The 22,698-nt window shown below is 38.2% G+C and carries 21 protein-coding genes, 1 rRNA gene, 1 pseudogene, 1 riboswitch and 1 other annotated feature; of the genes and pseudogenes, 8 read left to right on the forward strand and 15 right to left on the reverse strand.

Annotation, left to right across the window (positions count from 1 at the left end; translation table 11 throughout):
* A 16S ribosomal RNA gene (locus tag BM163_RS11595) occupies positions 1 to 244 on the reverse strand; the annotation flags it as partial.
* A 320-nt stretch (positions 245 to 564) separates the two neighbouring features.
* Positions 565 to 2,985, reverse strand: coding sequence for a leucine--tRNA ligase (leuS, locus tag BM163_RS11600; protein WP_089803326.1), 2,421 nt, complete (start codon positions 2,983 to 2,985; stop codon positions 565 to 567).
* An 80-nt stretch (positions 2,986 to 3,065) separates the two neighbouring features.
* Positions 3,066 to 3,279 (reverse strand) — a binding site (T-box leader).
* Between the two features lie 147 nt (positions 3,280 to 3,426).
* On the opposite strand from leuS, the gene mnmL reads away from it, so the two are divergent.
* Together mnmL and mnmM are read left to right on the forward strand one after the other, a co-directional pair.
* Complete coding sequence (gene mnmL / locus BM163_RS11605) at positions 3,427 to 4,386, forward strand: tRNA modification radical SAM protein MnmL/YtqA (protein ID WP_089803328.1); 960 nt, start codon at positions 3,427 to 3,429, stop codon at positions 4,384 to 4,386.
* A complete protein-coding gene (gene mnmM / locus BM163_RS11610) occupies positions 4,386 to 4,958 on the forward strand; it encodes a tRNA 5-(aminomethyl)-2-thiouridylate-methyltransferase MnmM (protein WP_089803330.1) in 573 nt (190 codons plus the stop codon). Before mnmL ends, mnmM begins: the two co-directional genes overlap by 1 nt.
* A 22-nt stretch (positions 4,959 to 4,980) precedes the next feature.
* Here mnmM and metK read toward each other — a convergent pair whose 3' ends face one another.
* From metK to yugI, 9 genes are all read right to left on the reverse strand, one after another.
* The gene (gene metK / locus BM163_RS11615) at positions 4,981 to 6,186 is read right to left on the reverse strand and encodes a methionine adenosyltransferase (protein ID WP_089803332.1); all 1,206 of its coding nucleotides are present in this window, start codon (positions 6,184 to 6,186) and stop codon (positions 4,981 to 4,983) included.
* Between the two features lie 313 nt (positions 6,187 to 6,499).
* Complete coding sequence (gene ytkD / locus BM163_RS11620) at positions 6,500 to 6,970, reverse strand: RNA deprotection pyrophosphohydrolase (protein WP_089803334.1); 471 nt, start codon at positions 6,968 to 6,970, stop codon at positions 6,500 to 6,502.
* 151 nt (positions 6,971 to 7,121) lie between these two features.
* Positions 7,122 to 7,697, reverse strand: a complete 576-nt coding sequence (locus BM163_RS11625; protein WP_089803336.1) for a hypothetical protein — start codon at positions 7,695 to 7,697, stop codon at positions 7,122 to 7,124.
* A gap of 96 nt (positions 7,698 to 7,793) precedes the next feature.
* Entirely contained in the window at positions 7,794 to 9,026 is a 1,233-nt protein-coding gene (locus tag BM163_RS11630) for a DNA polymerase IV (protein WP_089803377.1), read from the reverse strand.
* A gap of 123 nt (positions 9,027 to 9,149) precedes the next feature.
* Entirely contained in the window at positions 9,150 to 9,854 is a 705-nt protein-coding gene (locus tag BM163_RS11635) for a response regulator transcription factor (RefSeq protein WP_089803337.1), read from the reverse strand.
* A gap of 153 nt (positions 9,855 to 10,007) precedes the next feature.
* Positions 10,008 to 10,598 carry an ECF transporter S component gene (locus tag BM163_RS11640; RefSeq protein ID WP_089803339.1) on the reverse strand — a complete coding sequence of 197 codons (591 nt, stop codon included), beginning with the start codon at positions 10,596 to 10,598 and terminating at the stop codon, positions 10,008 to 10,010.
* Positions 10,599 to 10,749: 151 nt separating this feature from the next.
* A riboswitch (FMN riboswitch) is annotated at positions 10,750 to 10,884 on the reverse strand.
* A gap of 171 nt (positions 10,885 to 11,055) precedes the next feature.
* Entirely contained in the window at positions 11,056 to 12,087 is a 1,032-nt protein-coding gene (locus BM163_RS11645; RefSeq protein WP_089803379.1) for a zinc-binding metallopeptidase family protein, read from the reverse strand.
* Between the two features lie 164 nt (positions 12,088 to 12,251).
* On the reverse strand, positions 12,252 to 13,598 hold the full coding sequence (locus BM163_RS11650) for a glucose-6-phosphate isomerase (protein WP_089803341.1): 1,347 nt from the start codon (positions 13,596 to 13,598) through the stop codon (positions 12,252 to 12,254).
* Between the two features lie 292 nt (positions 13,599 to 13,890).
* The gene (gene yugI / locus BM163_RS11655; RefSeq protein WP_089803342.1) at positions 13,891 to 14,265 is read right to left on the reverse strand and encodes a S1 domain-containing post-transcriptional regulator GSP13; all 375 of its coding nucleotides are present in this window, start codon (positions 14,263 to 14,265) and stop codon (positions 13,891 to 13,893) included.
* A gap of 253 nt (positions 14,266 to 14,518) precedes the next feature.
* On the opposite strand from yugI, the gene BM163_RS11660 reads away from it, so the two are divergent.
* Positions 14,519 to 15,697, forward strand: a complete 1,179-nt coding sequence (locus BM163_RS11660) for a MalY/PatB family protein (RefSeq protein WP_089803344.1) — start codon at positions 14,519 to 14,521, stop codon at positions 15,695 to 15,697.
* A gap of 73 nt (positions 15,698 to 15,770) precedes the next feature.
* On the opposite strand, the gene BM163_RS11665 is transcribed toward BM163_RS11660, so the two are convergent.
* A complete protein-coding gene (locus BM163_RS11665; protein ID WP_089803346.1) occupies positions 15,771 to 16,034 on the reverse strand; it encodes a phosphocarrier protein HPr in 264 nt (87 codons plus the stop codon).
* A 251-nt stretch (positions 16,035 to 16,285) separates the two neighbouring features.
* Between BM163_RS11665 and deoD the strand changes: the two genes are divergently transcribed.
* From deoD to BM163_RS11680, 3 genes and pseudogenes are all read left to right on the forward strand, one after another.
* Entirely contained in the window at positions 16,286 to 16,993 is a 708-nt protein-coding gene (deoD, locus tag BM163_RS11670) for a purine-nucleoside phosphorylase (RefSeq protein ID WP_089803348.1), read from the forward strand.
* Positions 16,994 to 17,568: 575 nt separating this feature from the next.
* On the forward strand, positions 17,569 to 18,042 hold the full coding sequence (locus BM163_RS11675) for a divergent PAP2 family protein (RefSeq protein ID WP_089803350.1): 474 nt from the start codon (positions 17,569 to 17,571) through the stop codon (positions 18,040 to 18,042).
* A 137-nt stretch (positions 18,043 to 18,179) separates the two neighbouring features.
* A pseudogene (locus BM163_RS11680) lies at positions 18,180 to 18,263 on the forward strand (transposase); the annotation flags it as partial.
* Between the two features lie 154 nt (positions 18,264 to 18,417).
* Here BM163_RS11680 and BM163_RS11685 read toward each other — a convergent pair.
* A complete protein-coding gene (locus BM163_RS11685; protein WP_143088228.1) occupies positions 18,418 to 19,641 on the reverse strand; it encodes an NAD(P)/FAD-dependent oxidoreductase in 1,224 nt (407 codons plus the stop codon).
* Positions 19,642 to 19,803: 162 nt separating this feature from the next.
* Here BM163_RS11685 and BM163_RS11690 point away from each other — a divergent pair, with 162 nt between their 5' ends.
* Complete coding sequence (locus BM163_RS11690; protein WP_089803354.1) at positions 19,804 to 20,793, forward strand: NAD(P)/FAD-dependent oxidoreductase; 990 nt, start codon at positions 19,804 to 19,806, stop codon at positions 20,791 to 20,793.
* Positions 20,794 to 20,928: 135 nt separating this feature from the next.
* Here BM163_RS11690 and BM163_RS11695 read toward each other — a convergent pair whose 3' ends face one another.
* Positions 20,929 to 21,258 carry a HesB/IscA family protein gene (locus tag BM163_RS11695; RefSeq protein ID WP_089803356.1) on the reverse strand — a complete coding sequence of 110 codons (330 nt, stop codon included), beginning with the start codon at positions 21,256 to 21,258 and terminating at the stop codon, positions 20,929 to 20,931.
* Positions 21,259 to 21,383: 125 nt separating this feature from the next.
* Positions 21,384 to 22,253 (reverse strand): diaminopimelate epimerase, encoded by an 870-nt coding sequence (gene dapF, locus BM163_RS11700; RefSeq protein WP_089803358.1) that lies wholly within the window; start codon positions 22,251 to 22,253, stop codon positions 21,384 to 21,386.
* 213 nt (positions 22,254 to 22,466) lie between these two features.
* Here dapF and BM163_RS11705 point away from each other — a divergent pair, with 213 nt between their 5' ends.
* Positions 22,467 to 22,688: a NifU family protein gene (locus BM163_RS11705; RefSeq protein ID WP_089803360.1), complete on the forward strand. Its 222-nt coding sequence runs from the start codon at positions 22,467 to 22,469 to the stop codon at positions 22,686 to 22,688.
* Positions 22,689 to 22,698 lie beyond the last annotated feature (10 nt).

Raw genomic sequence — 22,698 nt, forward strand, 5'->3', positions numbered from 1 at the left:
AGTGACAGCAAATGCCGCCTTTTAAAGTGCGTTCATGCGAACGCACCGGTTATCCGGTATTAGCTCCTGTTTCCATGAGTTATCCCAGTCTTATAGGTAGGTTGCCCACGTGTTACTCACCCGTCCGCCGCTCATTCCACAAAGTATCACCCCGAAGAGATCTACTTAGTTTCCTGCGCTCGACTTGCATGTATTAGGCACGCCGCCAGCGTTCGTCCTGAGCCAAGATCAAACTCTCAATAAAATTGATGAGTAATACTTTACTCTGGTTTCAAGCACTAGCTTGTCTTACTTTATTTCTTAACTTACTGTGTGTGTTATTCAGTTTTCAATGGTCAAGTAAATAACCGCCTGTGTCAGACAGTAAATATATAATAACATATCGAATTCACAGTGTCAACATAAACTATTCAAAATTATCAAAAAACGTCGATATGCGCGTTCGAAATGCAACGTTTCCTATCATAACGAATCTAATATCAAATGTCAACGTTTTTTTAGATGTTAAGATAAACGAACGCCCCCCACAATATACAGTGAGGGACGCCATTGTATTAAGAAAAATTAATTCGCCACAATATTAACGAGTTTACCTGGTACAACGATTACTTTACGCACGGTCTTACCTTGCAGTTTTTCTATAATTTGATCATTTTCTAAAGCTAACTTTTCTAAGTCTTCTTTTGAAATATCTTTATCTACAATTAATTTCGCGCGATTTTTCCCTAGAATTTGAACGACAACCTCAATTTCACGCTCAATTAACTTTGTTTCATCAAATTTCGGCCATGACTCATAAGCTATTGTTTCGTTCTTCCCAAGAAGATGCCACAATTCTTCTGCTAAGTGAGGTGCTACAGGAGAAAGCAATTTTACAAAACCTTCAACATAAGTTTGTTTAATTTCAGATGCTTTATAAGCTTCATTAATGAAAACCATCATTTGTGAAATACCTGTATTGAATTTTAACTCTTCAAAATTCTCAGTGACACGCTTAACTGTTTCATGATAAACCTTTTCAAGACTATCTTCTGAAACAATAGACTTAATTTTATCTATCACTTCTCCAGTTGCTTCATCAATAAAGAGTCGATATACACGATCCAAGAACCGACGTGCACCGTCAAGTCCATTTTCAGACCAAGCAATTGAGGCATCGAGCGGACCCATAAACATTTCATACAATCTAAGTGTATCAGCACCATGAGAAGCAATGATTTCATCTGGGTTTACTACATTACCTTTTGATTTACTCATTTTCTCATTATTTTCTCCAAGTATCATTCCTTGATTGAACAATTTCATGAATGGCTCTTTTGTAGGTACAACACCAATATCATATAAGAATTTATGCCAGAATCGGGCATACAGTAAGTGAAGCACAGCGTGTTCAGCACCACCAATATATACATCTACCGGTAACCAATCCTTAAGCGCTTCAGGGTCAGCCAAGTACTCACTATTACCAGGATCAATGAAGCGCAAGAAATACCAACAGCTACCTGCCCATTGCGGCATAGTATTCGTTTCTCTTCTCCCTTTTAGACCCGTCTTCTCATCAACAACGTTTACCCAGTCATCAATCACCGCAAGAGGTGATTCTCCCGTTCCCGATGGTTTAATTTCGTCAGTTTTCGGTAATACCAACGGCAAACTTTCTTCATCAACACCTGTCATAGAACCATCTTCCCAATGAATAATCGGAATTGGTTCCCCCCAATAGCGTTGGCGACTAAAGAGCCAGTCTCTTAAGCGGTAAGTCACCTTCTTCTCACCTTTGTTATGCGTTTCTAACCACTCAATGGCTCGATTAATACCTTCTTCTTTATTCAAACCGTTCAAGAAATCAGAATTTATATGCACGCCATCCTCAGTAAATGCTTCGGCGCTAACATCTCCACCCTCAAGAACAGGTACGATAGCTAAATCAAACTTTTTAGCAAATTCATAGTCACGTTGATCGTGTGCCGGAACAGCCATAATAGCGCCACTTCCATAACTGACAAGAACGTAATCTGCAATCCAAATCGGCACTTCTTTACCATTAATGGGATTAATCGCATAAGCTCCCGTAAACACACCGGTTTTATCTTTCGATAATTCCGTTCGCTCTAAATCACTTTTTGATTTTACTTCATCAATATAAGCTTCAACAGCCGCCCGTTGATTTTCTGTTACGATTTGATTCACTAGAGAATGCTCTGGTGCCAAAACCGTATAAGTTGCACCAAATAATGTATCTGGGCGTGTTGTAAAAGCAGTAAACGACGCGTCATGATTTTTAATCTCGAAGGTCACATTCGCTCCCTCTGAGCGACCAATCCAATTGCGTTGCATATCTTTTATGCTTTCTGGCCAGTCAAGGTCTTCTAAATCTTCTAGTAATCTGTCGGCGTAAGCTGTGATTTTTAACATCCATTGTTTCATTGGACGGCGTTCAACCGGATGCCCACCACGTTCACTCACACCATCAATGACTTCCTCATTCGCAAGAACGGTTCCTAATGCTGGGCACCAATTTACAGGCACTTCATCAACATAAGCTAAACCTTTTTCATACAGTTTTAGGAAAATCCATTGCGTCCACTTATAGTAATCTGGATCTGTCGTTGAAATCTCTCGATCCCAATCATAAGAGAAACCAAGCTCTTGAATTTGACGTCTAAATGTATCGATATTCTTTTTAGTAAATTCAGCCGGGTCATTTCCTGTATCTAGCGCATATTGTTCTGCTGGTAATCCAAAAGCATCCCACCCCATTGGGTGCAACACTTCATATCCCTGCATCCTTTTCATTCTAGAAAGAATATCTGTTGCTGTATACCCTTCAGGGTGACCAACATGCAGCCCTGCTCCGGATGGATAAGGAAACATATCGAGTGCATAGAATTTTTCTTTGTCAGAATATGTGTCTGCTTTAAACGTTTTATTTGAAAGCCAATAATCGCGCCATTTCTTTTCAATCTTTTGATGACTAAACGACATTTTTAACTCCTCCTCAATTATTATGTATAACGACAAATAAGAACGTATGTTCTAAAATATAAAAAAAGCCCTCATCCCAAAACTGGGACGAGAACTTTTCCCGCGGTACCACCCAAAATTAACACCTATCGGTGCTCACTTTCATTCTTTAACGCAGAATACGGCGGTTATTACTCTATTGTTCACAACCGCAACGAAACAGGTGAGTTCAACCAGTACGCTGAGTAACTTTCACCAACCGTTACCTCTCTAAAGCAGCGTACTTTGTCTACTATTCCTCTTTATTGTCGTTCTTCTTATTTTAATCGTATTGTAAGTAACCCCCGCCTATTTGTCAAGCAAATGTTAAAGAAATCGACAAATCTCACAACCAAAAAATAGACGCTTTATGTTAGAATAGCCAACGTAAGATCATTTTAACCGAGTAGGAGCGTATAAATTATGACAAACCCTTTTCCATACGCGTTTGACCACAAACGTTATCATTCATGGAATTATCATTTAAAAAATCAATTTGGTGAAAAAATATTCAAAGTTGCTCTTGATGGTGGTTTCGACTGTCCAAATCGTGATGGCACTGTTGCTTATGGTGGTTGTACATTTTGTTCAGCAGCAGGTTCTGGTGACTTTGCTGGCAATCGTGTAGATGATTTAGAAACGCAATTTAACACTGTCAAAGAAAAAATGCACAAAAAATGGCCAAACGCGAAATACATGGGATATTTTCAAGCTTACACAAATACACATGCACCCGTTAAAGAATTGCGAGAAAAATTCGAACTTATCCTAAAACAAGACAATGTTGTTGGGTTATCTATCGGTACGCGTCCAGACTGTTTGCCGGATGATGTTGTTGAGTACCTAGCGGAACTAAACAAGCGTACTTATTTATGGGTTGAACTTGGCCTTCAGACTATGCATCAAGAAACGTCTGACTTAGTCAATCGCGCTCACGATATGGCTTGCTACTTAGAAGGTGTACAGAAGCTAAGAAAGCACAACATTAATGTTTGCACTCATATTATTAATGGCTTACCCGGTGAGGACTATCAAATGATGCTGGATACTGCGAAAGCCGTAAGCGAAATGGATGTTCAGGGTATCAAAATTCATATGATGCATTTACTAAAAGGAACACCGATGGTAAAACAATACGAAAAAGGCTTACTGAAATTTATGACACGCGATGAATACATCCAGCTTGTCGTAGATCAATTAGAAATCTTACCTCAAGATATGATTATCCACCGCATAACTGGTGACGGCCCTCCAGAACTCCTAATCGGACCTATGTGGTCAATGAGTAAATGGGAAGTTCTTAATGCAATTGATGCCGAACTAGTGAAGCGTAACAGTTACCAAGGCAAACATTATAATAAATACCCTGCGGTGCTTGTATAATGAAACGCGTCATTCCATACAGCCATCAGTTACTTAAAGAAACGATTCATCCTGGTGATATTGTCGTTGATGCCACAATGGGAAACGGACACGATACCTTACTATTATCACAATTAGTTGGTGAAACTGGAACGGTTTATGCTTTTGATATACAAAAGCAGGCATTAAAAGAGACGGAGCAGCGTTTGTTTGCACACAATCAACCACAGCGACAGCTTATTCTGGATTCTCATGCTAATATCCTAAATCACCTTTCACCTGAGCATCACCATCAAATTACAGCAGCCATCTTCAATCTCGGGTACTTACCTGGTAGCGATAAGTCAATCATTACGACGCCTGACTCGACTATAGAAGCTGTGACTCATCTTATTACTCACTTAAAAATAGGTGGTCTGATAATATTGGTTGTCTACCACGGACACCCCGGTGGGGATGAAGAACGCGATCAATTAATCTCTTCTTTAGCTAGCCTTGATCAAAAAGAGTTCGACGTCTTACGTTATGGTTTTATTAACCAAAAAAATCATCCGCCATTTATTTTAGCCATCAAAAAAAAGCCAAGAAAATAATTTCTTGGCTTTTCACTTAGCTTTATTTATTGTCTTCTACGTATTTAACAATCGCTTCCGCTTTGTCAGTTTTTTCCCACGGGAACTCTACATCAGTACGGCCAAAGTGACCATAAGCAGCCGTTTGCTTAAAGATTGGCTGGCGTAGGTTAAGCATCTTTATAATCCCTGCTGGGCGCAAATCAAACAAGTGACGGACTGCCTCAACAAGTAATTGTTCTGATACTTTTCCTGTTTCAAATGTATCAACCGCTACCGATACAGGTGATGCCACACCAATTGCATAGGCAAGTTGAACTTCACAGCGGTCAGCAAGACCTGATGCAACAATATTCTTCGCAACATAACGTGCAGCATATGAAGCTGAACGGTCTACTTTTGTTGCATCTTTACCACTGAAAGCACCACCACCGTGTCGAGCATAACCACCGTAAGTATCAACGATGATTTTACGTCCAGTTAGACCAGCATCTCCTTGAGGACCACCAATTACAAATCGACCACTCGGATTAATAAAGTACTTCGTTTCATCGTCTAGTAAGTCACTTGGAATAACCGGTAGGATAACATGCTCTTTAATATCTTTTTGAATCTGGCTTAGTTCAACTTCTGGATGATGTTGAGTAGAGATGACAATTGTATCAATTCTAACCGGTCGATCGTTTTCATCATACTCCACCGTTACTTGTGTTTTACCATCTGGACGAAGGTAATCTAACACTTGTTCTTTTCGCACATCGCTCAGTCGTTTGGCTAATTTATGAGATAAAGAAATAGGTAAGGGCATAAGTTCAGGTGTCTCGTTATTTGCATAACCAAACATTAAACCTTGGTCTCCCGCACCAATAGCTTCGATATCCTCATCATTCATTTGACCTTCTCTAGCTTCAAGCGCTTGGTCCACGCCACCCGCAATATCCGGTGATTGTTCATCAATTGCTGTCAAAACAGCGCACGTTTCAAAGTCAAAACCATACTTAGCACGTGTATACCCGATTTCTTTTACCGTTTGGCGAACAATCTTTGGAATATCTACATAAGTAGAGGTTGTAATTTCACCACTTACTAAAACAAGTCCTGTTGTCACTGTGGTTTCACATGCCACACGGGCAAGTGGATCTTTTGCTAAAATAGCATCCAAAATCGCATCAGAAATTTGATCACTAATTTTATCCGGGTGACCTTCTGTAACGGATTCAGATGTGAATAAACGACGATTTAGAGTCATTCTAAATCTCCCCTTTCTGTAACACCCCTGTGTTACCTCTTTATTATTAGATTATAGCGCGTTTTCTTAGCCAACTTTATCATAACGGAACAGATAGAGAATTAGCAGATACCGTTTCTTTTTCGTTCGTTCTTGAGTTGTTTGTCGAAATTTGTCAATCTCGATTCGATTAGCGTACGAATGTTATCGTATCTAAACAACCCCAGCTTGTCAATATAGGTTGTATATTTTTACACAAGTTTTTTAACCTCAGCAATAGATTGTCACATTTACTCATAATCTATTAATGAAAAAAACTATAAGACTTAGCGCCTTATAGTTTATTTGTCCTAATATAAGTTAAAGCAGAAGTAACAACATCATCTTTCATAATAAAACTAAACCGTTCATCCGTTTGTAAAGCCTTTGGTAATTCACTCATAATAACTGGTCCATCTGTCTCATAATATGTCTCTTGTTCCTCTAAATCATCAACATCAGCTAAATACAAATTTTTCACAATTTGATCAGCTTTACCATCAACATAATATTGCCCCACATAGGTTAACGTTCTAACGGTGCCTCCTGTTTCTTCTTTTACTTCACGAATAGCTGCTGCTTCTGCTGTTTCTCCGCTCTCAACTTTTCCACCTGGAAATTCCATTCCTCTCGTTTTATGTTTTGTTAATAGCCATTTCCCTTTAATCCTTGTCACTACAAGTACATGTTTTGGTTTTTCTGAAAAGGGATGCTCTTCAAAAGCTAGTTTAACTGTATTATTATAATAATCACTAAATATTTTCATAACGACACCTTCTTAACTTACGACTTTTTTTATAGTGTACCACATTTGAGGTCTACCCATCTAAAAACCATCAAGATTTTAGGTGGGTAGACACGGACGCTATTAAGACAATCGACGTTCAATAAACCCATTATACAACAAGTCGTTGCGCTCAATTGTTATGGTACACTATTTGAGCATCTGTTATTTTCCACCTTTTATCATAACCAAAGTGCAATTCAATCGTATACGGTCCATATAAGTCAATATCCTCAATCATTTGACGAACAATAACCTTTTGATCTGAAACACGCAGCATATCATATGGTTGACCTCCATCAAACCAAGGCGGTAATTCTGTCGGCCTTAAATAAATACCTGTTTCTGTTTCTGAAAAGTAATAGGTTAGATGGGGCTCACTGACATTTGGTGTTGCTACTTCAGCAAACAATTCATATAACTCTTCCATGCTTGTAACCTCCGTCAAGTGGTAATCCTCATCTATTGGTTGTTTAATAAGCGCCAAGTACGCCATGGTTAGATGTATTAGCCTTTCCTCTGTAAAAGACGGTGGTGCAAGAGCAGCTAACTCACCCACTTCATGTATGATTTGTTGACGTTCACTAGCTTGTTGATGTTCACTTACTCGCGAAACAGTTTGCGCATCTTCAATCACATATTTAACGACAACGACGCTTCCTGCTATAATCATGGTCAGTGTTATAAAACTGATGATAACCTTTTTCATCGGGTACACCCCTTTTAAAATAGCGCTGATCTTCTTGCTATCTTTTATTTAATTACATTAAGTGTTTCCACAAAAAACACGCCTTTAAACCTTAAGTTATTTCCAATGACCACCAATTTTATCGGCCCGAATTTTTGCTTGCCCTGCTTCAGTTAATGACGAGGCTCTTATTATACTCGCAGCACCATACGTTTCTTTTATATTATCGATGACATCAGCAAGTGCCTCTTTTTTAATGGAATCATCAAATAACGACAATTGCCGCGTCGTCTTTTCTTCAAGTTGCGTCAACGTCACACTTACCGCTCTCACTGGCTGATGATGCCATGAATCCAAAAATAATTGCTTAGCTGCCTGGAAAATATCATCAGATAGTGCTGTTGGATGAGCTAACTTTATTTGTCGCTTAAAGCCATCATGACGTTCAAAGTCATGTCCGCGAATGTACAAACTAATACCTGACCCGAGATAATGTTGCTTTCGCGCACGCCTAGCAACTTCTTCTGCCAACTCCCGCAAAACGACCAAGATAGCTTCTTTTTCTACATAGTCCTTCGGTAACGTCATATGGTGACCTATCGCCTTTTGTTTCACATGGGTTCTTTTAGTCACGGGACTTGGATCAATACCATGACTAAAGCGAAACAACACCTCACCATTAATACCGAAGCGTTTTTTTATCCATATTAAAGGATGATTTGCCAAACTGCCAATGGTATGCAATCCCATGCGAACAAAGTGCGACTCCATTCGTCTCCCTACACCAAATAATGCACCAATAGGTAACGGCCATAAATCCGTTTGAACACTTTCTTGAGTTAATTCATACATACCGCTTGGGTGCTTTTTAGCAAAATGATCACACGCCATTTTTGCTAATACTTTTGTCGGACCGATACCAATTCGGGATTCAATGCCAAGTGTATCTAATATTTCATCATGGATAGCGTTTGCCATGTAATACTTATTTTTAAATAAATGGACCGTGTGGGTGACATCGACAAATTGCTCATCAATTGAATAGACCTCAACCAAATCAGAATATTTCTCCAATATACGGGTAATTTGCATAGAGATATCAATGTAGAGGCCCATGCGAGGCTTCACCACATGCAAAGTTGAACATTTCGCACGTGCTTTCCATAACGGTTCTGCTGCTTTAACACCATAAGTTTTTGCAACCGGACAAGCAGCTAGAATAATACCACTGCGTTGCTTAGGATCTCCAGCAACAACCACTGGCTTATCTTCAAGTTGTGGCTGTATCACCTTTTCAATCGAAGCGTAAAATGATTGCATATCAACTAAATAAATCACGCGCTCCATAATAAATAACCCCCATAATAAGAATGTACGTTCATTATAACCGAACACGCATTCTTATTCCAGAAATTATTTGCTTTTAAGTAAGAGAAAAGTTATGACTCAGCCATAGCTTTTAACTAACTTGGTCTATGAAGACGATGGTTGATCGTCTGACTTCCCCTTTAATCGGTAACCTTGATTGCGTACCGTTTCTATCATTGTTCCTGCTTCTTTTAACTTATACCTCAACCGACTAACAAAAACATCAATTATTCGCACATCTGATTCAGCCGCCCGACTCATCACGTGTTTGATAAGCATGTCCCGCGTGAAGATTTTCTCAGGGTGAATCAGTAAAGCATAAAGAAGCAACGTTTCTTTTTCTGTTAATTCAACAGGCACATCTCCAACATAAGCTGTCTGACTATCGACATGCAAAGAGAGACTACCTAACTTAAGCATGTGATTCCTATCACGTTGAAAGTGAAAATCACCACGACGTTCAACAGCACGGATTCTAATAAGTAATTCGCGCAAATCAAATGGTTTGATTAAATAGTCATCCGCTCCAAGTTCAAGCGCCAACATGCCATCTAATTTCATCGACTCTGACACAAGTACAATCAAGCACCCCTCAAAATGACTTCGCCTTAGTCTCACACAAAGATCCGCACTCCGATAAAACCAATCATTGTCAATCACTATGTGGGTTGGTTCTACGGTAAGTGCCAAGAAGGATAAAGACTTCTCCGTTTCAACCACCCAAACAGTATAGCCTTCTCGTTTAAATGCATGCTCTACTTGATTAATTAATTCGAGGTCTTCACTTAATATAATTAAGACGTGCGACATCTTTTCACCTTCTTCATTTTTATATCTACATCTCAAGTGTAACGAAAAGATGTTAGCTAATGATGAATAAAAGGTAAAGTTTATGTAAAAAAGGGCACAATACAAAAAGCTACAACCGAAAATCGGCGTAGCTTTTAAAAATAAATGTAGACATTATGCAGATAATTTAATACTTGCCTGTTTTTGTTGGATCCATGGCTTTAATTTAATAAAGAGCGGTACAAATAAAACAGAGACGATAGCACCTTTAATAAGATTAAAGGGCACAACACCAACAAAGATTGTACTAAGTAAGACACTAGGCGTTAATTGCTCAAACCCCATAAACACACTGTAAATCGGCAGTAACACATAGTAATTAAGAACACCCATCGCAATTGTCATGACAATCGTACCTACTACAAGGCCCGAGATCAAACTCTTTTGTCCTTTATATTTATGGTAAATCATTGCAATCGGAACGACAAAAGTAACTCCGGCAATAAAGTTAGCCAAGACTCCCACAGGGTCGGCCGCACCAGAAAGTGCAAGATACAATAAGTTCTTAATCAGCTGAACAATAACACCCGCCATAGGAGAAAAAATGAGTGCAGCCAACAAGGTTGGCACCTCTCCAAAATCCACCTTTAGGTATGGTGGTAAAAATGGTAAAGGAAAATTCAAAAAAAGTAAAACCATAGAAATTGTACCAAAAAGAGATAAAATAATAAGCTTTGTTAACTGTGATGTGTGACCTTTTTTCATGTCGACATCCTCCTTCATCTTTTTTATCGATTGGGATCTTTATGATGAAGGGAGAGTAAAATCTTGAACATTAAAAATACCTAAAGCTCATTTATAGAGGGCTTTAGGTTTAATGGCATCAAGAAATAAACGGTCACATGACCATTTTACTCCATATCTTCTCCCATCCAGACTTTAACTGTCGGCTCTGGACTCTCACCAGATCCACCGCAAAATGCGGGTCACGGACTTCTAACTCACGTTAGTTACCGTCGGTCGGGAATTACACCCTGCCCCGAAGATTCAATCGATATAATATTGTATTTATAGTATAGCGCGGCTTATGAAAAAAGTGAAGTGTTTTGCATGAACTTTTTTCACAAACATTCCCCTGTACAATATATTCATACACCTCACCAAAAAAAACATACCTACTATGACTTAAGATAGGCATGTTCTTTCGATTAATATTTAGCGGTTAGCTTTCTAGTGGATTTAAATTCTCTTTTCCCGTCATATGGAGGATCCAATCAACTATTAAATCAATTTCGTCTTCAATATCTTTAAGGCTTGCTGTTTCAACAGGTGAATGCATGTATCTAAGCGGCAAAGATACCAGGCTAACAGGCACACCTTTATTTGTTAGGCGCATTTTATCAGCATCTGTCCCCGTCATACGTGGCGTTAGTTCATATTGTATAGGCATATCCAATCGCTCAGCGGCTGCTTCTAACCATTGATTAATTTTTCTGTTAATTGGTGCTCCTTTAGCAAGTACAGGTCCACCACCTAAAGTAATATCACCATATTTATTTTTGTTAACATGAGGATAGTCTGTAGCAAAGGTAACATCACACGCAATGGCAATTGTTGGATTAATGCCACTTGCAGCAAAGTAGGCACCTCCCATGTTTGTCTCTTCATTAACTGTACTCGCCGCATAAACACCAACTTTTATTTCCTTGCCTTTTAATTTTCTTAATACTTCCCCAACGATAAATTGACCGGTTCGATTATCTAAACCACGACCTGTTATATAACGGTCCATTAACACATCTGGTTGACGATCATAAACAGCTAAATCACCAATTTGGACATGGGCACTAATTTCCTCTTTTGACTTGGCACCGCAATCAATATATAAATCTTCAACATCAAAATCACCTTTAATACCACCATGATGCTGAGCATTAACACCAATTACACCTGTCAATGTTTGATTAAACCCTAAGACGTGAACCCGCATACCAATTGCAGCCTTGGGGTTTACTCCTCCCATTTTATCAAAGTATAAAAAACCTTGCTCATCGATTCGATTAATGACTAAACCAATTTCATCGCAGTGTCCTGCTAATAAAATTTTAAAGTCTGCCTCCTTATTAAGGACGGCAATAGCGTTACCAGCATGATCTGTCATAATCTCATCTGCATAAGGGGTAATATAGTCAATCCATGTCTTTTGAATTTCTACCTCCATACTGGAAGGGGATGGGGTTTTTAATAACGTCATTAAAAATGTCTGGTTTTCCAATTTCAATTATAACGCCTCCTGTAATATATTAAATTTAACTTTCATGTATCATTTAAGTTTGCATAACTCGTTATAGTATCAGCTCTTTAACGAAAAAAATCAAGGTATCTAAAACACCTTGATTTTTCTTCGTTAAACCTCTATTATAAACGCTTTTCTAAAGCTTTTTTCTCTTCTTCAAAACCTGGTTTACCAAGTAATGCAAACATATTTTTCTTATATGCTTCCACTCCTGGTTGATCAAATGGATTTACACCTAGTAAATAACCACTAATAGCACACGCTTTTTCAAAGAAGTATGCTACATAGCCAAATGTAAAAGCATTAAGCTCAGGCAAGTGCACGACTAAATTAGGTACTTGACCATCTGTATGAGCTAAAAGTGTACCTTGGTAAGCTTTCTCATTCACAAAATCAACAGTTTCTCCGGCTAAATAATTTAAGCCATCTAAATCTTGTGATTCCGCTTCGATAGTAATATCATGACGTGGCGTTTCAACATGCAGGACTGTTTCAAAAATATCACGACGTCCCTCTTGAACATATTGACCTAGTGAGTGCAAGTCAGTTGAGAAGTTTGCTGATGAAGGATAGATACCTTTAAAATCTTTTCCTTCACTCTCACCAAAGAGTTGTTTCCACCACTCATTGAAATATTGCAATGCTGGTTCATAGTTAATAAGCATTTCAATCGTTTTCCCTTTATTATAAAGGATATTACGCACAGCCGCATATTGATAAGCAGGGTTTTTATCTAAGTCAGGTTCACTAAAGTCTACCTGAGCTTGATGAGCCCCTTGCATCATTTCATCGATATTTATACCACTTGCTGCAATTGGCAATAAGCCTACTGCCGTTAGAACTGAATAACGCCCACCAACATCATCAGGAATAACGAAGCTTTCATATCCCTGTTCGGTTGCTAAAGTTTTAAGTGCTCCTTTTTCACGGTCAGTTGTTGCATAAATACGTGATTTCGCTTCATCAACACCATATTTCTCCTCTAAAAACTTACGGAAAACCCGGAAAGCTAGCGCTGGTTCTGTTGTCGTTCCACTCTTAGAAATAACATTAATCGAAACATCTTTATCTTTTAATACATCGAATAAATCTTTCATGTAAGTTGAGCTAATGCTATTTCCTACGAAAATAACTTGTGGCGCTTGGCGATCTTCTTTATTTAAGATGTTATAAAATGAATGATTTAACATTTCAATTGCTGCGCGAGCACCTAAGTAAGAACCGCCAATCCCTATAACAAGTAATACATCTGAATCCGCTTTAATTTTTTCCGCAGATTTCTTTATGCGGGAAAATTCTTCTTTATCATAATTATCAGGTAAGTCTACCCATCCTAAAAAGTCGCTACCTGCGCCTGTTTTATTATGTACCATATCATGTGCTAATTTTACAGGGGCTTTTAAATACTCTAATTCATGTTCGCCAAAAAAGGCTAGTGCTTTGTCATACTCAAAACGTACGTGTGTCATATTATTGTCCCTCCACTATTATATTTAAACTTCTCTTCTAATTTACCTAAAAAAACTTATGAAATCAAGTAGATTCATATACGAAACTAAAAACACCTTTGAATTTTCAGAAAAATCAGAGATAAAAAAATAGACATTGCTACTCATTCTCCGGACCACACCGAAGACGGGAGTAGATTCTATCAAAAAACAACGTCATATCAACAAGCCTTGGCTGAAGTCACAGAAACTTTCTAATACTTACTAAACAAAAAAGAGTAACTACCAAATGGCGCTACTCTTTCATCATTACTTATTTATTTTGACCCGATTGCTTTAACCACTCTTCTAACTTATCTTTGAGTGTATTAAAACCTTGCTCCTCTTGCTGAGGTGCATAAGTTTGTTTAGGCTTGTTGCTACGAGGCGCTTTTTGTTTTGGCGCTTCTTCAGTTGCTCTAATTGATAAAGAGTACTTGTTCTTAGCTTCATCAATAGAAAGAATTTTAACATTTACTTCGTCGCCCACTTTAATGTGATCGTTAATGTCCTTAACGAAACCATGAGTAACCTCCGAAATGTGAACTAAACCTTGTACTTGATCATCTAGTGCAACGAATGCACCGTAAGGTTGTACACCCGTAACTTTCCCTTGTAATACTTGACCTTCAGTGAATTTTTCTGACATAATTACAACTCCTCATTTAAATTTGACAAATCTAAAACGACATACTGTCATTGGATTTACCGATAGCGTTTATACACAATTATTGATTCTACCACATGAACCCCTATTTTTACAAGCATTAACCACTAAGTTTATGTAGTATTTTTTTCGTTCCCTCCATATTTGTATATGGATAGATGTTACAGTGTTAATTATGTTATAATTCTAAGCATCTTTTAAAGAGACACCACACATTCAGAGGAGGTATAGTTAGATGCAAGATTTTTCAACATTCCCAAACCGTACCGGCACAAGGTCCGTAAAATGGGATAAATTAGAAGAACTTTATGGCTCATCAAATGTTCAACCACTATGGGTAGCAGATATGGATTTAGAAATTGCCGAGCCAATTAAACAAGCTTTATTAGACCGTGTCAATCACGGTATCTTTGGATATACCTTTACAGATGTGGCGTTAAACAACGTCGTTGTTGATTGGGTTAAACGTAACCATCAATTGATCATTCAGCCAGATGACATTGTCTATAGCCCTGGGGTCCTCGAAACGATTCATATGGCTATTCTGACACAAACAGACGAATCAGATAAAATACTTATTCAAACGCCCGTCTATCACCCTTTTCAACATATGATAAAGCGTCATAAACGAACACTCGTAACAAGCCCTTTAATCAATACCGACGGCTACTACACAATGGACTTAGGTAATTTAGAAGAACATTTTAAAAATGGCGTAAAGATGATGATTTTATGTAGCCCTCATAATCCTATTGGTCGCGTATGGACTAAAGAAGAATTAAACGAACTCCTAAGATTAGCTAGCCAATACAACATTTTGATCCTATCAGACGAAATCCATGCTGATTTAGTCTACAAAGGCCATAAACATACACCGATTGGTTCACTAGATTCTCCAAGCAAACAAAAGATTATCACGTTAATGTCACCTACAAAGTCATTTAATCTAGCTGGGTTACAAATATCGTATGCAATTATTCCTGATAAAAAAATCAGAATGCAAATTAAAAATGCTTTTGTTCGATTCGGTATGACTATGTTGAATCCTCTTGGAATTACGGCCCTTGAAACAGCTTATACCAAAGGCGATCCATGGCTGAATGATTTGCGGCAATTACTAACAAAAAACAAAACATTAGTGGAGCGCACACTTGAACCTTATGATATCGTTACTGTGACGAAAGCGGAAGGAACGTATTTGTTATGGTTGGATTTTAATCAGCTTAACATGTCCCATGATGAATTAACGAAGTGGATGGCACAAACAGTTGGATTAGGTCTAAATAGCGGGATAACATTTGGAGAAGACGGTCATGGTTTTATGCGTATGAATATCGCAAGTCCCTATAATTATATCAAAGAAGCTCTTGATAAACTTACGCAAGCACTGGATCAACGAAAAATCGAGCGGTAACCGTTTATACACTTAAATAAAACAGCGGAACTCATAAAGAGTCCCGCTGTTTTATTTAAGTATGTGATAAGGTTTATTCACCTAGTTGTTCACGGATTGCTGCTGTAATACCTTCCATTGCTTGATCTTCATCAGACCCCTCAACAGTGACTTTAATTTCAGCACCTTTAGGGACACCTAAAGACATGACACCCATGATAGATTTTAAGTTAACTGCCTTACCGTTGTAGTGCATTTCTACGTGCGACTCATACTGTCCTGCTTTGTTTACTAAAAGTGTCGCTGGACGTGCGTGGATGCCCGTATCATCAGTAATTGTAAATGTTTGTTCTTTCATTATGATTCCTCCCATCTTGATATATTCATTCACCTCTCGCGATGATGAATATATACTATTATATACGAAATTTACCATGAAATAAATAAGTTTACAAGCTTTATTATAACGTTTTCATTCTTTTGGTACGAATTGTCCTAGTTTTTTCGTTAACTTTCCGTTAATTGATGTTAACGTTCGTGTTTAGAGTTGTTTTTTTGTTTTTTTTATGCTACCGTTGATTTATCAAATGAATCAAGGAGGCTTTATTTATGAGTACTCATATCGGAGCAAAACAAGGCGAAATCGCTGACAAAATATTATTGCCAGGAGACCCACTACGTGCCAAATATATAGCGGAAAATTTTCTGGAAAATCCAGTATGTTACAATGAAGTCCGTGGGATGTTAGGTTACACCGGAACATACAAAGGTGTGAAAGTATCGGTACAAGGAACGGGTATGGGGGTTCCTTCTATCTCAATTTATATTAATGAATTAATGCAAGAATACGGCGTGCAAAAACTGGTTCGTGTCGGAACATGCGGCGCCCTTCAAAAAGACGTAAAAGTTCGTGACGTCATTCTAGCACAAGGTTCAACATCTGATTCACAAATGAACCGTATGACATTTGGTGGCATTGATTATGCACCAATAGCTGATTTCGATTTGTTGAAAAAAGCTTATGATATCGGTACGGATAAAGGCTTAAAATTGCGTGTAGGAAACGTCTTTACAAGCGATAGCTTTTACCGTGATAATGCACTAGACTTATTTAATAAACTTGCTGACTATCAAGTGCTTGGTGTTGAAATGGAAACAACCGCTCTTTACACTTTAGCAGCAAAATATAATCGCCAAGCTCTAGCTGTGTTAACTGTATCTGATCACATCTTAACAGGCGAAGAAACCTCTGCAGAAGAGCGTCAAACAACATTCAACGATATGATTGAAGTAGCTCTAGACGCTGTCATTGCATAAGCATATTAGGAATATGACGTGAGCACTTACCAGCCAGGTAAGTGCTCTTTATTTGCCATTGTTAGATTTATCATTTTAGGGCGAGAAGACACCTTAATCAAATGCGTGAGCACTAGGTGGGTAATGAATCGCTTGTTTTGAATTTTTTAAGAGGAAAACGTACGTTCCTTGAGGTGTAATCACGACATCAACAGTAATCGTCAAAAAAATAAAGGATGGTCACTTGAGGACCATGATGACTACTACATATGACGCGTATCCTGTCTTTTGGTAGAACGCAGGTGTTCTACCAGACAGAACGATTCAGCCAAAGCAAATAGTGTTCCTGGGACACACTATTTCCCTAACAGGCTTTAAAAGATGTTGAAAAAATAGTTTAGCGGCGGTTGGTGAGTAAAAAACCCCAAGCTTAGTTGAACGCGTTTGGGTTACCTTTGCGGAGTTCTTATAGAATCCCCTTCATCAAAAATTCGTTAAAATTTTAGGTGGGGTGTAGTTCAATTCATGACGAAACAAACCAAGCTGTGTTATACTTAAACATAACACTCGATAGAGACAGAAGGGATCGATTAATCTTGGAAATCTTTCAAAACTTTCCGTTAATAACTGCACTTTTTGCGATTTTATTTGCTCAAGGCATAAAGGTACCGATTCACTTAATTGCTACTCGCGAATTTAAACCTGGCTTAGCCTTTAGTACAGGTGGTATGCCCAGTAGCCACTCAGCAGCCGTAACAGCCGTAACCACTGGTATTGGTATCGAGCACGGTGTTACTTCTGGTCTATTCGCTGCTTCTGCTATTTTTAGCATTATCATCATGTTTGACGCAACAGGTATTCGTCGTCAAGCCGGGGAGCAAGCGATTGTCTTAAATATGCTCGTAAAAGATTTTCAATATTTTATTGATGAAGCAAAAGTATGGTCTAAAAAAGAAACATACGAGCGCCGTAAAGAATTAAAAGAACTGCTGGGACATCAACCAATAGAAGTATTCTTCGGTGGCATAACAGGTATTATTCTTGCGTTTTTGATGTATCCACTTTTTTAACTTTTGGTATTTCTAATTGATGGCATCTGACCTTTGAACTACCGCTAGGCTAAAGCCGTAGCGGATTCCTAAGTACAGGGTTCTAACGAACCCTAATTGATTAGGCTAACTCCGAAGTCCCTAAGGAACGTACTTTTTGGAGTGATGGATACTTCTCTAGTAGCATTGGGAACGTTAGCAAAGACACCATTCAAAAATATATTCAAACGCAAGGGAATTAGGGCTTATATCCCCTAACCTAAAGGTGTAGGGGTTTTACGCCCTTTCGTATAAAATAAGCGTCACGAATTTAACTACACACGTTAAATTTGTGGCGCTTATTATTAGCCTTAATAGAGCATACCAATAGCCGTCTAACAACTTAATTATCACCAGTTATTTTTTCTTAGATGCGCCCATGAACACGCTATACCAAAAGCGTGCTCCTCCCATCTGAAAAACAATCATGTGATCGGTTATTCTTTTAATGCGCGCAGCTAAGTTACCGACAACTTTCTTCTTATTCCACAATAGTCCAATCGCATCATGTTGACCAATCGAGGCAATTCTACTTCCATAAGGTTTAAATGAAAAGATGAGCTTAGTATGCGAACCTTTTAGTTGAGCTTTAATGCTTTCCGCTACAAATTTTCCTTTTTGAATAGCAATATCAGCATTAGGCAACACATTGCCTTGATGCGTTACTTCCTTCTCTTGTATGGCATCTCCAATAATGTATATTTCCGGATGTTCTTGAACTGTCAACTCACTTGTTAAGGCCATCGACTGATCTGAGCTTAGAAAAGCATTACTTTGAAGAACTGAATGTTTACTAACACCAGCCGTCCAAATAAAAAGGTCATGAGGAATCTCTTCAACAATCCCCCCGTGTTCAATTTTTATTGTCCGTCGTTTAATCTCCTTAATCGTCGTTTGAAGTTTAATATCAACAGCTGCTTCCTCAAGACGCGCTAAAGCATACTCACCCAATTCAAGATTAAACTCAGGTAATACCGTTGATTCTTTTTCAATTAAGGTCAACTTTAGCTTATTTGCGTCGATCTGGTGCATAGCTAACATTTTCGGTAATTGTTCTATTAACTCACCTAACAACTCCACGCCAGTAAAACCACCACCACCTACTACAATATGTAAAGGGTCAGATTGCTGGGAGTTTTTATAATCATTCATTACCGTTATAAAACGATTACAAAGCCGATTCGCACGTGCAAGTGTCACAATACTATGTGCGTAATGATCCAAGCCTGGGATTTCGCTCGTATTTATTTCAGCACCTAAAGCAACGACGAGGAAATCATAACTATAGATACCTTCATCTGTGTGAACTTCTTTTTGGTGCGGATGAATGGCCCTTACTACCTCTTTTTTCAGGGTAACAAGATCCTTTTTTAAAAGCGGTTCTAAGTCAACACGAGCATACGCTTCTGAATATATACCAACAGCACACCTGTGCAACCATGTCGTTTGATAGTGATACCTATGTTTATTTATCAAAGTAATCTTGATATCTTTCTTCTTAATTTTCTTCTGTAGTTGCAACACAGCAGTTAATCCTGCATAACCTGCTCCTAACACAACAATATGCATAACTTCTCTCACACCCTCTCTCACTTCACTTCCGTCACATTTCCGTCATAATTTAATCTTAGCTTGTTTAAGGTTATATTTCAATGAAAATCACTGTGTGCATAAAAGATTCATCCTGAACAAAAGTATGTTAAAATACTTGTTAAGTTTAAAGATCAAATGGGGGAAATATAAATGGAAGAAAATCAACTTTATGATATTACCATAATCGGGGCAGGTCCTGTCGGACTGTTTACCGCATTTTACGGGGGATTACGACAAAAAAAAGTCAAGCTCATCGAGAGCTTACCTCATACTGGAGGACAATTGAGCGCGCTCTATCCCGAAAAATACATTTACGATATTGCTGGCTTTCCTAAAGTTCGCGCACAAGATTTAATAAATAATTTAGAAGAACAAGTCAGTCTATTTAATCCAACATATTGCCTTGAAGAAAACGTGTTACACGTCACTAAAAATCCAGATGGGACATTCTTAATCGAAACGGATAAAGAAACGCATTTAAGTAGAACTATCATTATTACAGCTGGAAATGGCGCTTTTCAACCTAGAAAGTTGGCGTTAGAAGAAGCAGAAGCTTTTGAGGGCCGAAACTTGCATTATTATGTTGACCAAATGATGATGTTTAAAGACAAACGGATTGTACTGTTTGGCGGGGGTGATTCGGCACTTGACTGGGCACTGATGTTAGAACCAATTGCAAAGGAAGTCACTCTTGTACACCGACGCGAACAATTTAGAGCACACGAGCATAGTGTTGAAAGGCTACAGCAATCAAAAGTAAAAGTCGTTACACCATTTGTACCTGAGGCTTTACATGGTACAGACCGAATAGAGTCTGTGGTACTTAAAGAAGTTAAAGGCGACCAAAAGTTAACAATTGATGTCGATGATGTCATTGTTAATTATGGATTCATTTCTTCACTAGGACCAATTAAAAACTGGGGACTTGAGATAGAGAAAAATAATATCGTCGTTAATTCACGTATGGAAACAGCTGTCGAGGGCATTTATGCAGCTGGTGACATCTGTACGTACCCAGGTAAGGTGAAATTAATTGCAACAGGATTTGGTGAAGGACCAACAGCCATTAATAATGCAATTAACCATATGGAACCTAAAGAGCGCTTACAACCGAAACATTCTACGAGTATATTTGAATAGAATAATTATAAAAAAAGTTAAAACAAAACAAAAACCCCGTTTAATCAAGCAGACCACACGCTTGATTAAACGGGATTTTTGTTTATATTATAGGTACACACGTTGGTTTAAGTTTGTTTTAACTATTAACCTAAGTCAATGAACTTCCTCTTCTTTGGACCCACAACAGCGCTCCTTTTCTGCTAGTGGATTATAAATATGGAAGCCTCCACCCACCATGTCTTGTTTAAAATCAATTGTCGCATATTTAAGTAGCTCTAAATCGTTCTTATTGATCGTAAAAGGAATTGAATCAATCAATTCTAAATGATCTTCTTTATACATTTGCTTATCAAAACCAAGAGTATAGGACAAGCCATTGCATAGACCACCTTTGACTCCAAAACGCACACGTATGTTATTGTTCTTCTCACGTTGTAGCATCTCTTTAAGTTGTCGTTTGGCTCGATCTGTAATCAGTAGCATGACATCCGTTCCTTTCTTTATATCATACCACTTAGTATACTTAATAGATTCAAAATGTTCAATTAGTCTGTTTTCAAACTACTCAGCTATTCTTTTACATAATCAGATAGTCATTTTTTGAGAGCTCATTTAGCATAATCAAAATACACACCCTCGGTAATAGTCTCTGCCGCACCACGCATCCATACTTTTCCATCTAAATCCCAAGTTATCGTTAAATCTCCACCAGCTAAATGAACCGTTACTGCCTCACCACGTTTACTATGACCATTTAATACACTCGCTACAGTTGCCGCGCAAGCTCCCGTTCCACACGCTTCTGTTACGCCAGAACCACGTTCCCATACTCTAAAGTACATTTCTTCCTTACTTATAATTTCGATAAATTCAACATTAACGCCCTCTGGAAATCTTTGATCGTTCGTAATGACAGGCCCCAACTCATATAATGGCGCTTTTTGAATATCCTCCACAATAAAAATCACATGTGGATTTCCCATTGAAACAGCTGTAGCCTGCAAGACTTGCCCGTCTATTTCAAATGATTCATTAATAACAACATCTGCTTGTTCTCCTAGCATTGGGATACATCGTCTCTCTAAAATAGGCGTCCCCATATCTATCGTCACTTCTTTTACCAACTGTTTGTCATTAGATATATGAACGTAAGCCTCAACAATACCAGCTTTAGTCTCGATAGTAAACGTCTTAGCCGATACAAGGTTATTCTCAAAAGCATATTTTGCAACACACCTTAAACCATTACCACACGTTTTACCTTCTGACCCATCTCTGTTAAACATACGCATGCCTACAGCTGCTTCGTCCGATGGTGTAATTAAAATAAGACCATCTGATCCAATACCTGTATTTTGATTTGACACCTTAACCGCAAGTGGCGCTAAGTCTTCTTCTTTAATTTTTTCTTCAAATCCATTAATGTAAATATAACTATTTCCTAAACCATGCATTTTAGTATAACGAATACTTTTCATCATTTATTCCCCCATGACCGTTTCACGTAATATTACTTGCAATATTGCTAGTATAACGGATTTCGTTTCATTATAACAAGCTTGTGACACGGTTTTATTTGTTTCACATTTGATTTTTTTGGCTTTCTCCCCTATGCTTTACAGGGAAAAATACTTCTTTTCCCGGATGAATAATGTTATACTAAATTAAGCAAAAGAAAGGAAGGTTGAACGATGGAACAACAAGTACAAGCTGTATTAAATAAATTACGCCCGCTTCTTTTACGTGATGGTGGCGACGTTGAACTTATTGATATTGAAGATGGCATTGTTCGTTTAAAATTGATGGGTGCTTGTTATAACTGCCCAAGTTCAACAGTGACATTAAAAGCGGGTATTGAACAAGCTCTTGTGGCACAAGTGCCTGGTGTAAAAGGCATTGAACAGGTATTTTAATGACTCTAAT

The organism is Halolactibacillus alkaliphilus, assembly GCF_900115465.1.
GTDB classification, from domain to species: Bacteria; Bacillota; Bacilli; order Bacillales; family Amphibacillaceae; genus Halolactibacillus; species Halolactibacillus alkaliphilus.

Coding starts and splice junctions, on each gene's coding strand:
- leuS (WP_089803326.1), bottom strand. CDS start 2,985: ATGTCGTTTAGTCATCAAAAGATTGAAAAGAAATGGCGCGATTATTGG.
- mnmL (WP_089803328.1), top strand. CDS start 3,427: ATGACAAACCCTTTTCCATACGCGTTTGACCACAAACGTTATCATTCA.
- mnmM (WP_089803330.1), top strand. CDS start 4,386: ATGAAACGCGTCATTCCATACAGCCATCAGTTACTTAAAGAAACGATT.
- metK (WP_089803332.1), bottom strand. CDS start 6,186: ATGACTCTAAATCGTCGTTTATTCACATCTGAATCCGTTACAGAAGGT.
- ytkD (WP_089803334.1), bottom strand. CDS start 6,970: ATGAAAATATTTAGTGATTATTATAATAATACAGTTAAACTAGCTTTT.
- BM163_RS11625 (WP_089803336.1), bottom strand. CDS start 7,697: ATGAAAAAGGTTATCATCAGTTTTATAACACTGACCATGATTATAGCA.
- BM163_RS11635 (WP_089803337.1), bottom strand. CDS start 9,854: ATGTCGCACGTCTTAATTATATTAAGTGAAGACCTCGAATTAATTAAT.
- BM163_RS11640 (WP_089803339.1), bottom strand. CDS start 10,598: ATGAAAAAAGGTCACACATCACAGTTAACAAAGCTTATTATTTTATCT.
- BM163_RS11645 (WP_089803379.1), bottom strand. CDS start 12,087: ATGACGTTATTAAAAACCCCATCCCCTTCCAGTATGGAGGTAGAAATT.
- BM163_RS11650 (WP_089803341.1), bottom strand. CDS start 13,598: ATGACACACGTACGTTTTGAGTATGACAAAGCACTAGCCTTTTTTGGC.
- yugI (WP_089803342.1), bottom strand. CDS start 14,265: ATGTCAGAAAAATTCACTGAAGGTCAAGTATTACAAGGGAAAGTTACG.
- BM163_RS11660 (WP_089803344.1), top strand. CDS start 14,519: ATGCAAGATTTTTCAACATTCCCAAACCGTACCGGCACAAGGTCCGTA.
- BM163_RS11665 (WP_089803346.1), bottom strand. CDS start 16,034: ATGAAAGAACAAACATTTACAATTACTGATGATACGGGCATCCACGCA.
- deoD (WP_089803348.1), top strand. CDS start 16,286: ATGAGTACTCATATCGGAGCAAAACAAGGCGAAATCGCTGACAAAATA.
- BM163_RS11690 (WP_089803354.1), top strand. CDS start 19,804: ATGGAAGAAAATCAACTTTATGATATTACCATAATCGGGGCAGGTCCT.
- BM163_RS11695 (WP_089803356.1), bottom strand. CDS start 21,258: ATGCTACTGATTACAGATCGAGCCAAACGACAACTTAAAGAGATGCTA.
- dapF (WP_089803358.1), bottom strand. CDS start 22,253: ATGAAAAGTATTCGTTATACTAAAATGCATGGTTTAGGAAATAGTTAT.
- BM163_RS11705 (WP_089803360.1), top strand. CDS start 22,467: ATGGAACAACAAGTACAAGCTGTATTAAATAAATTACGCCCGCTTCTT.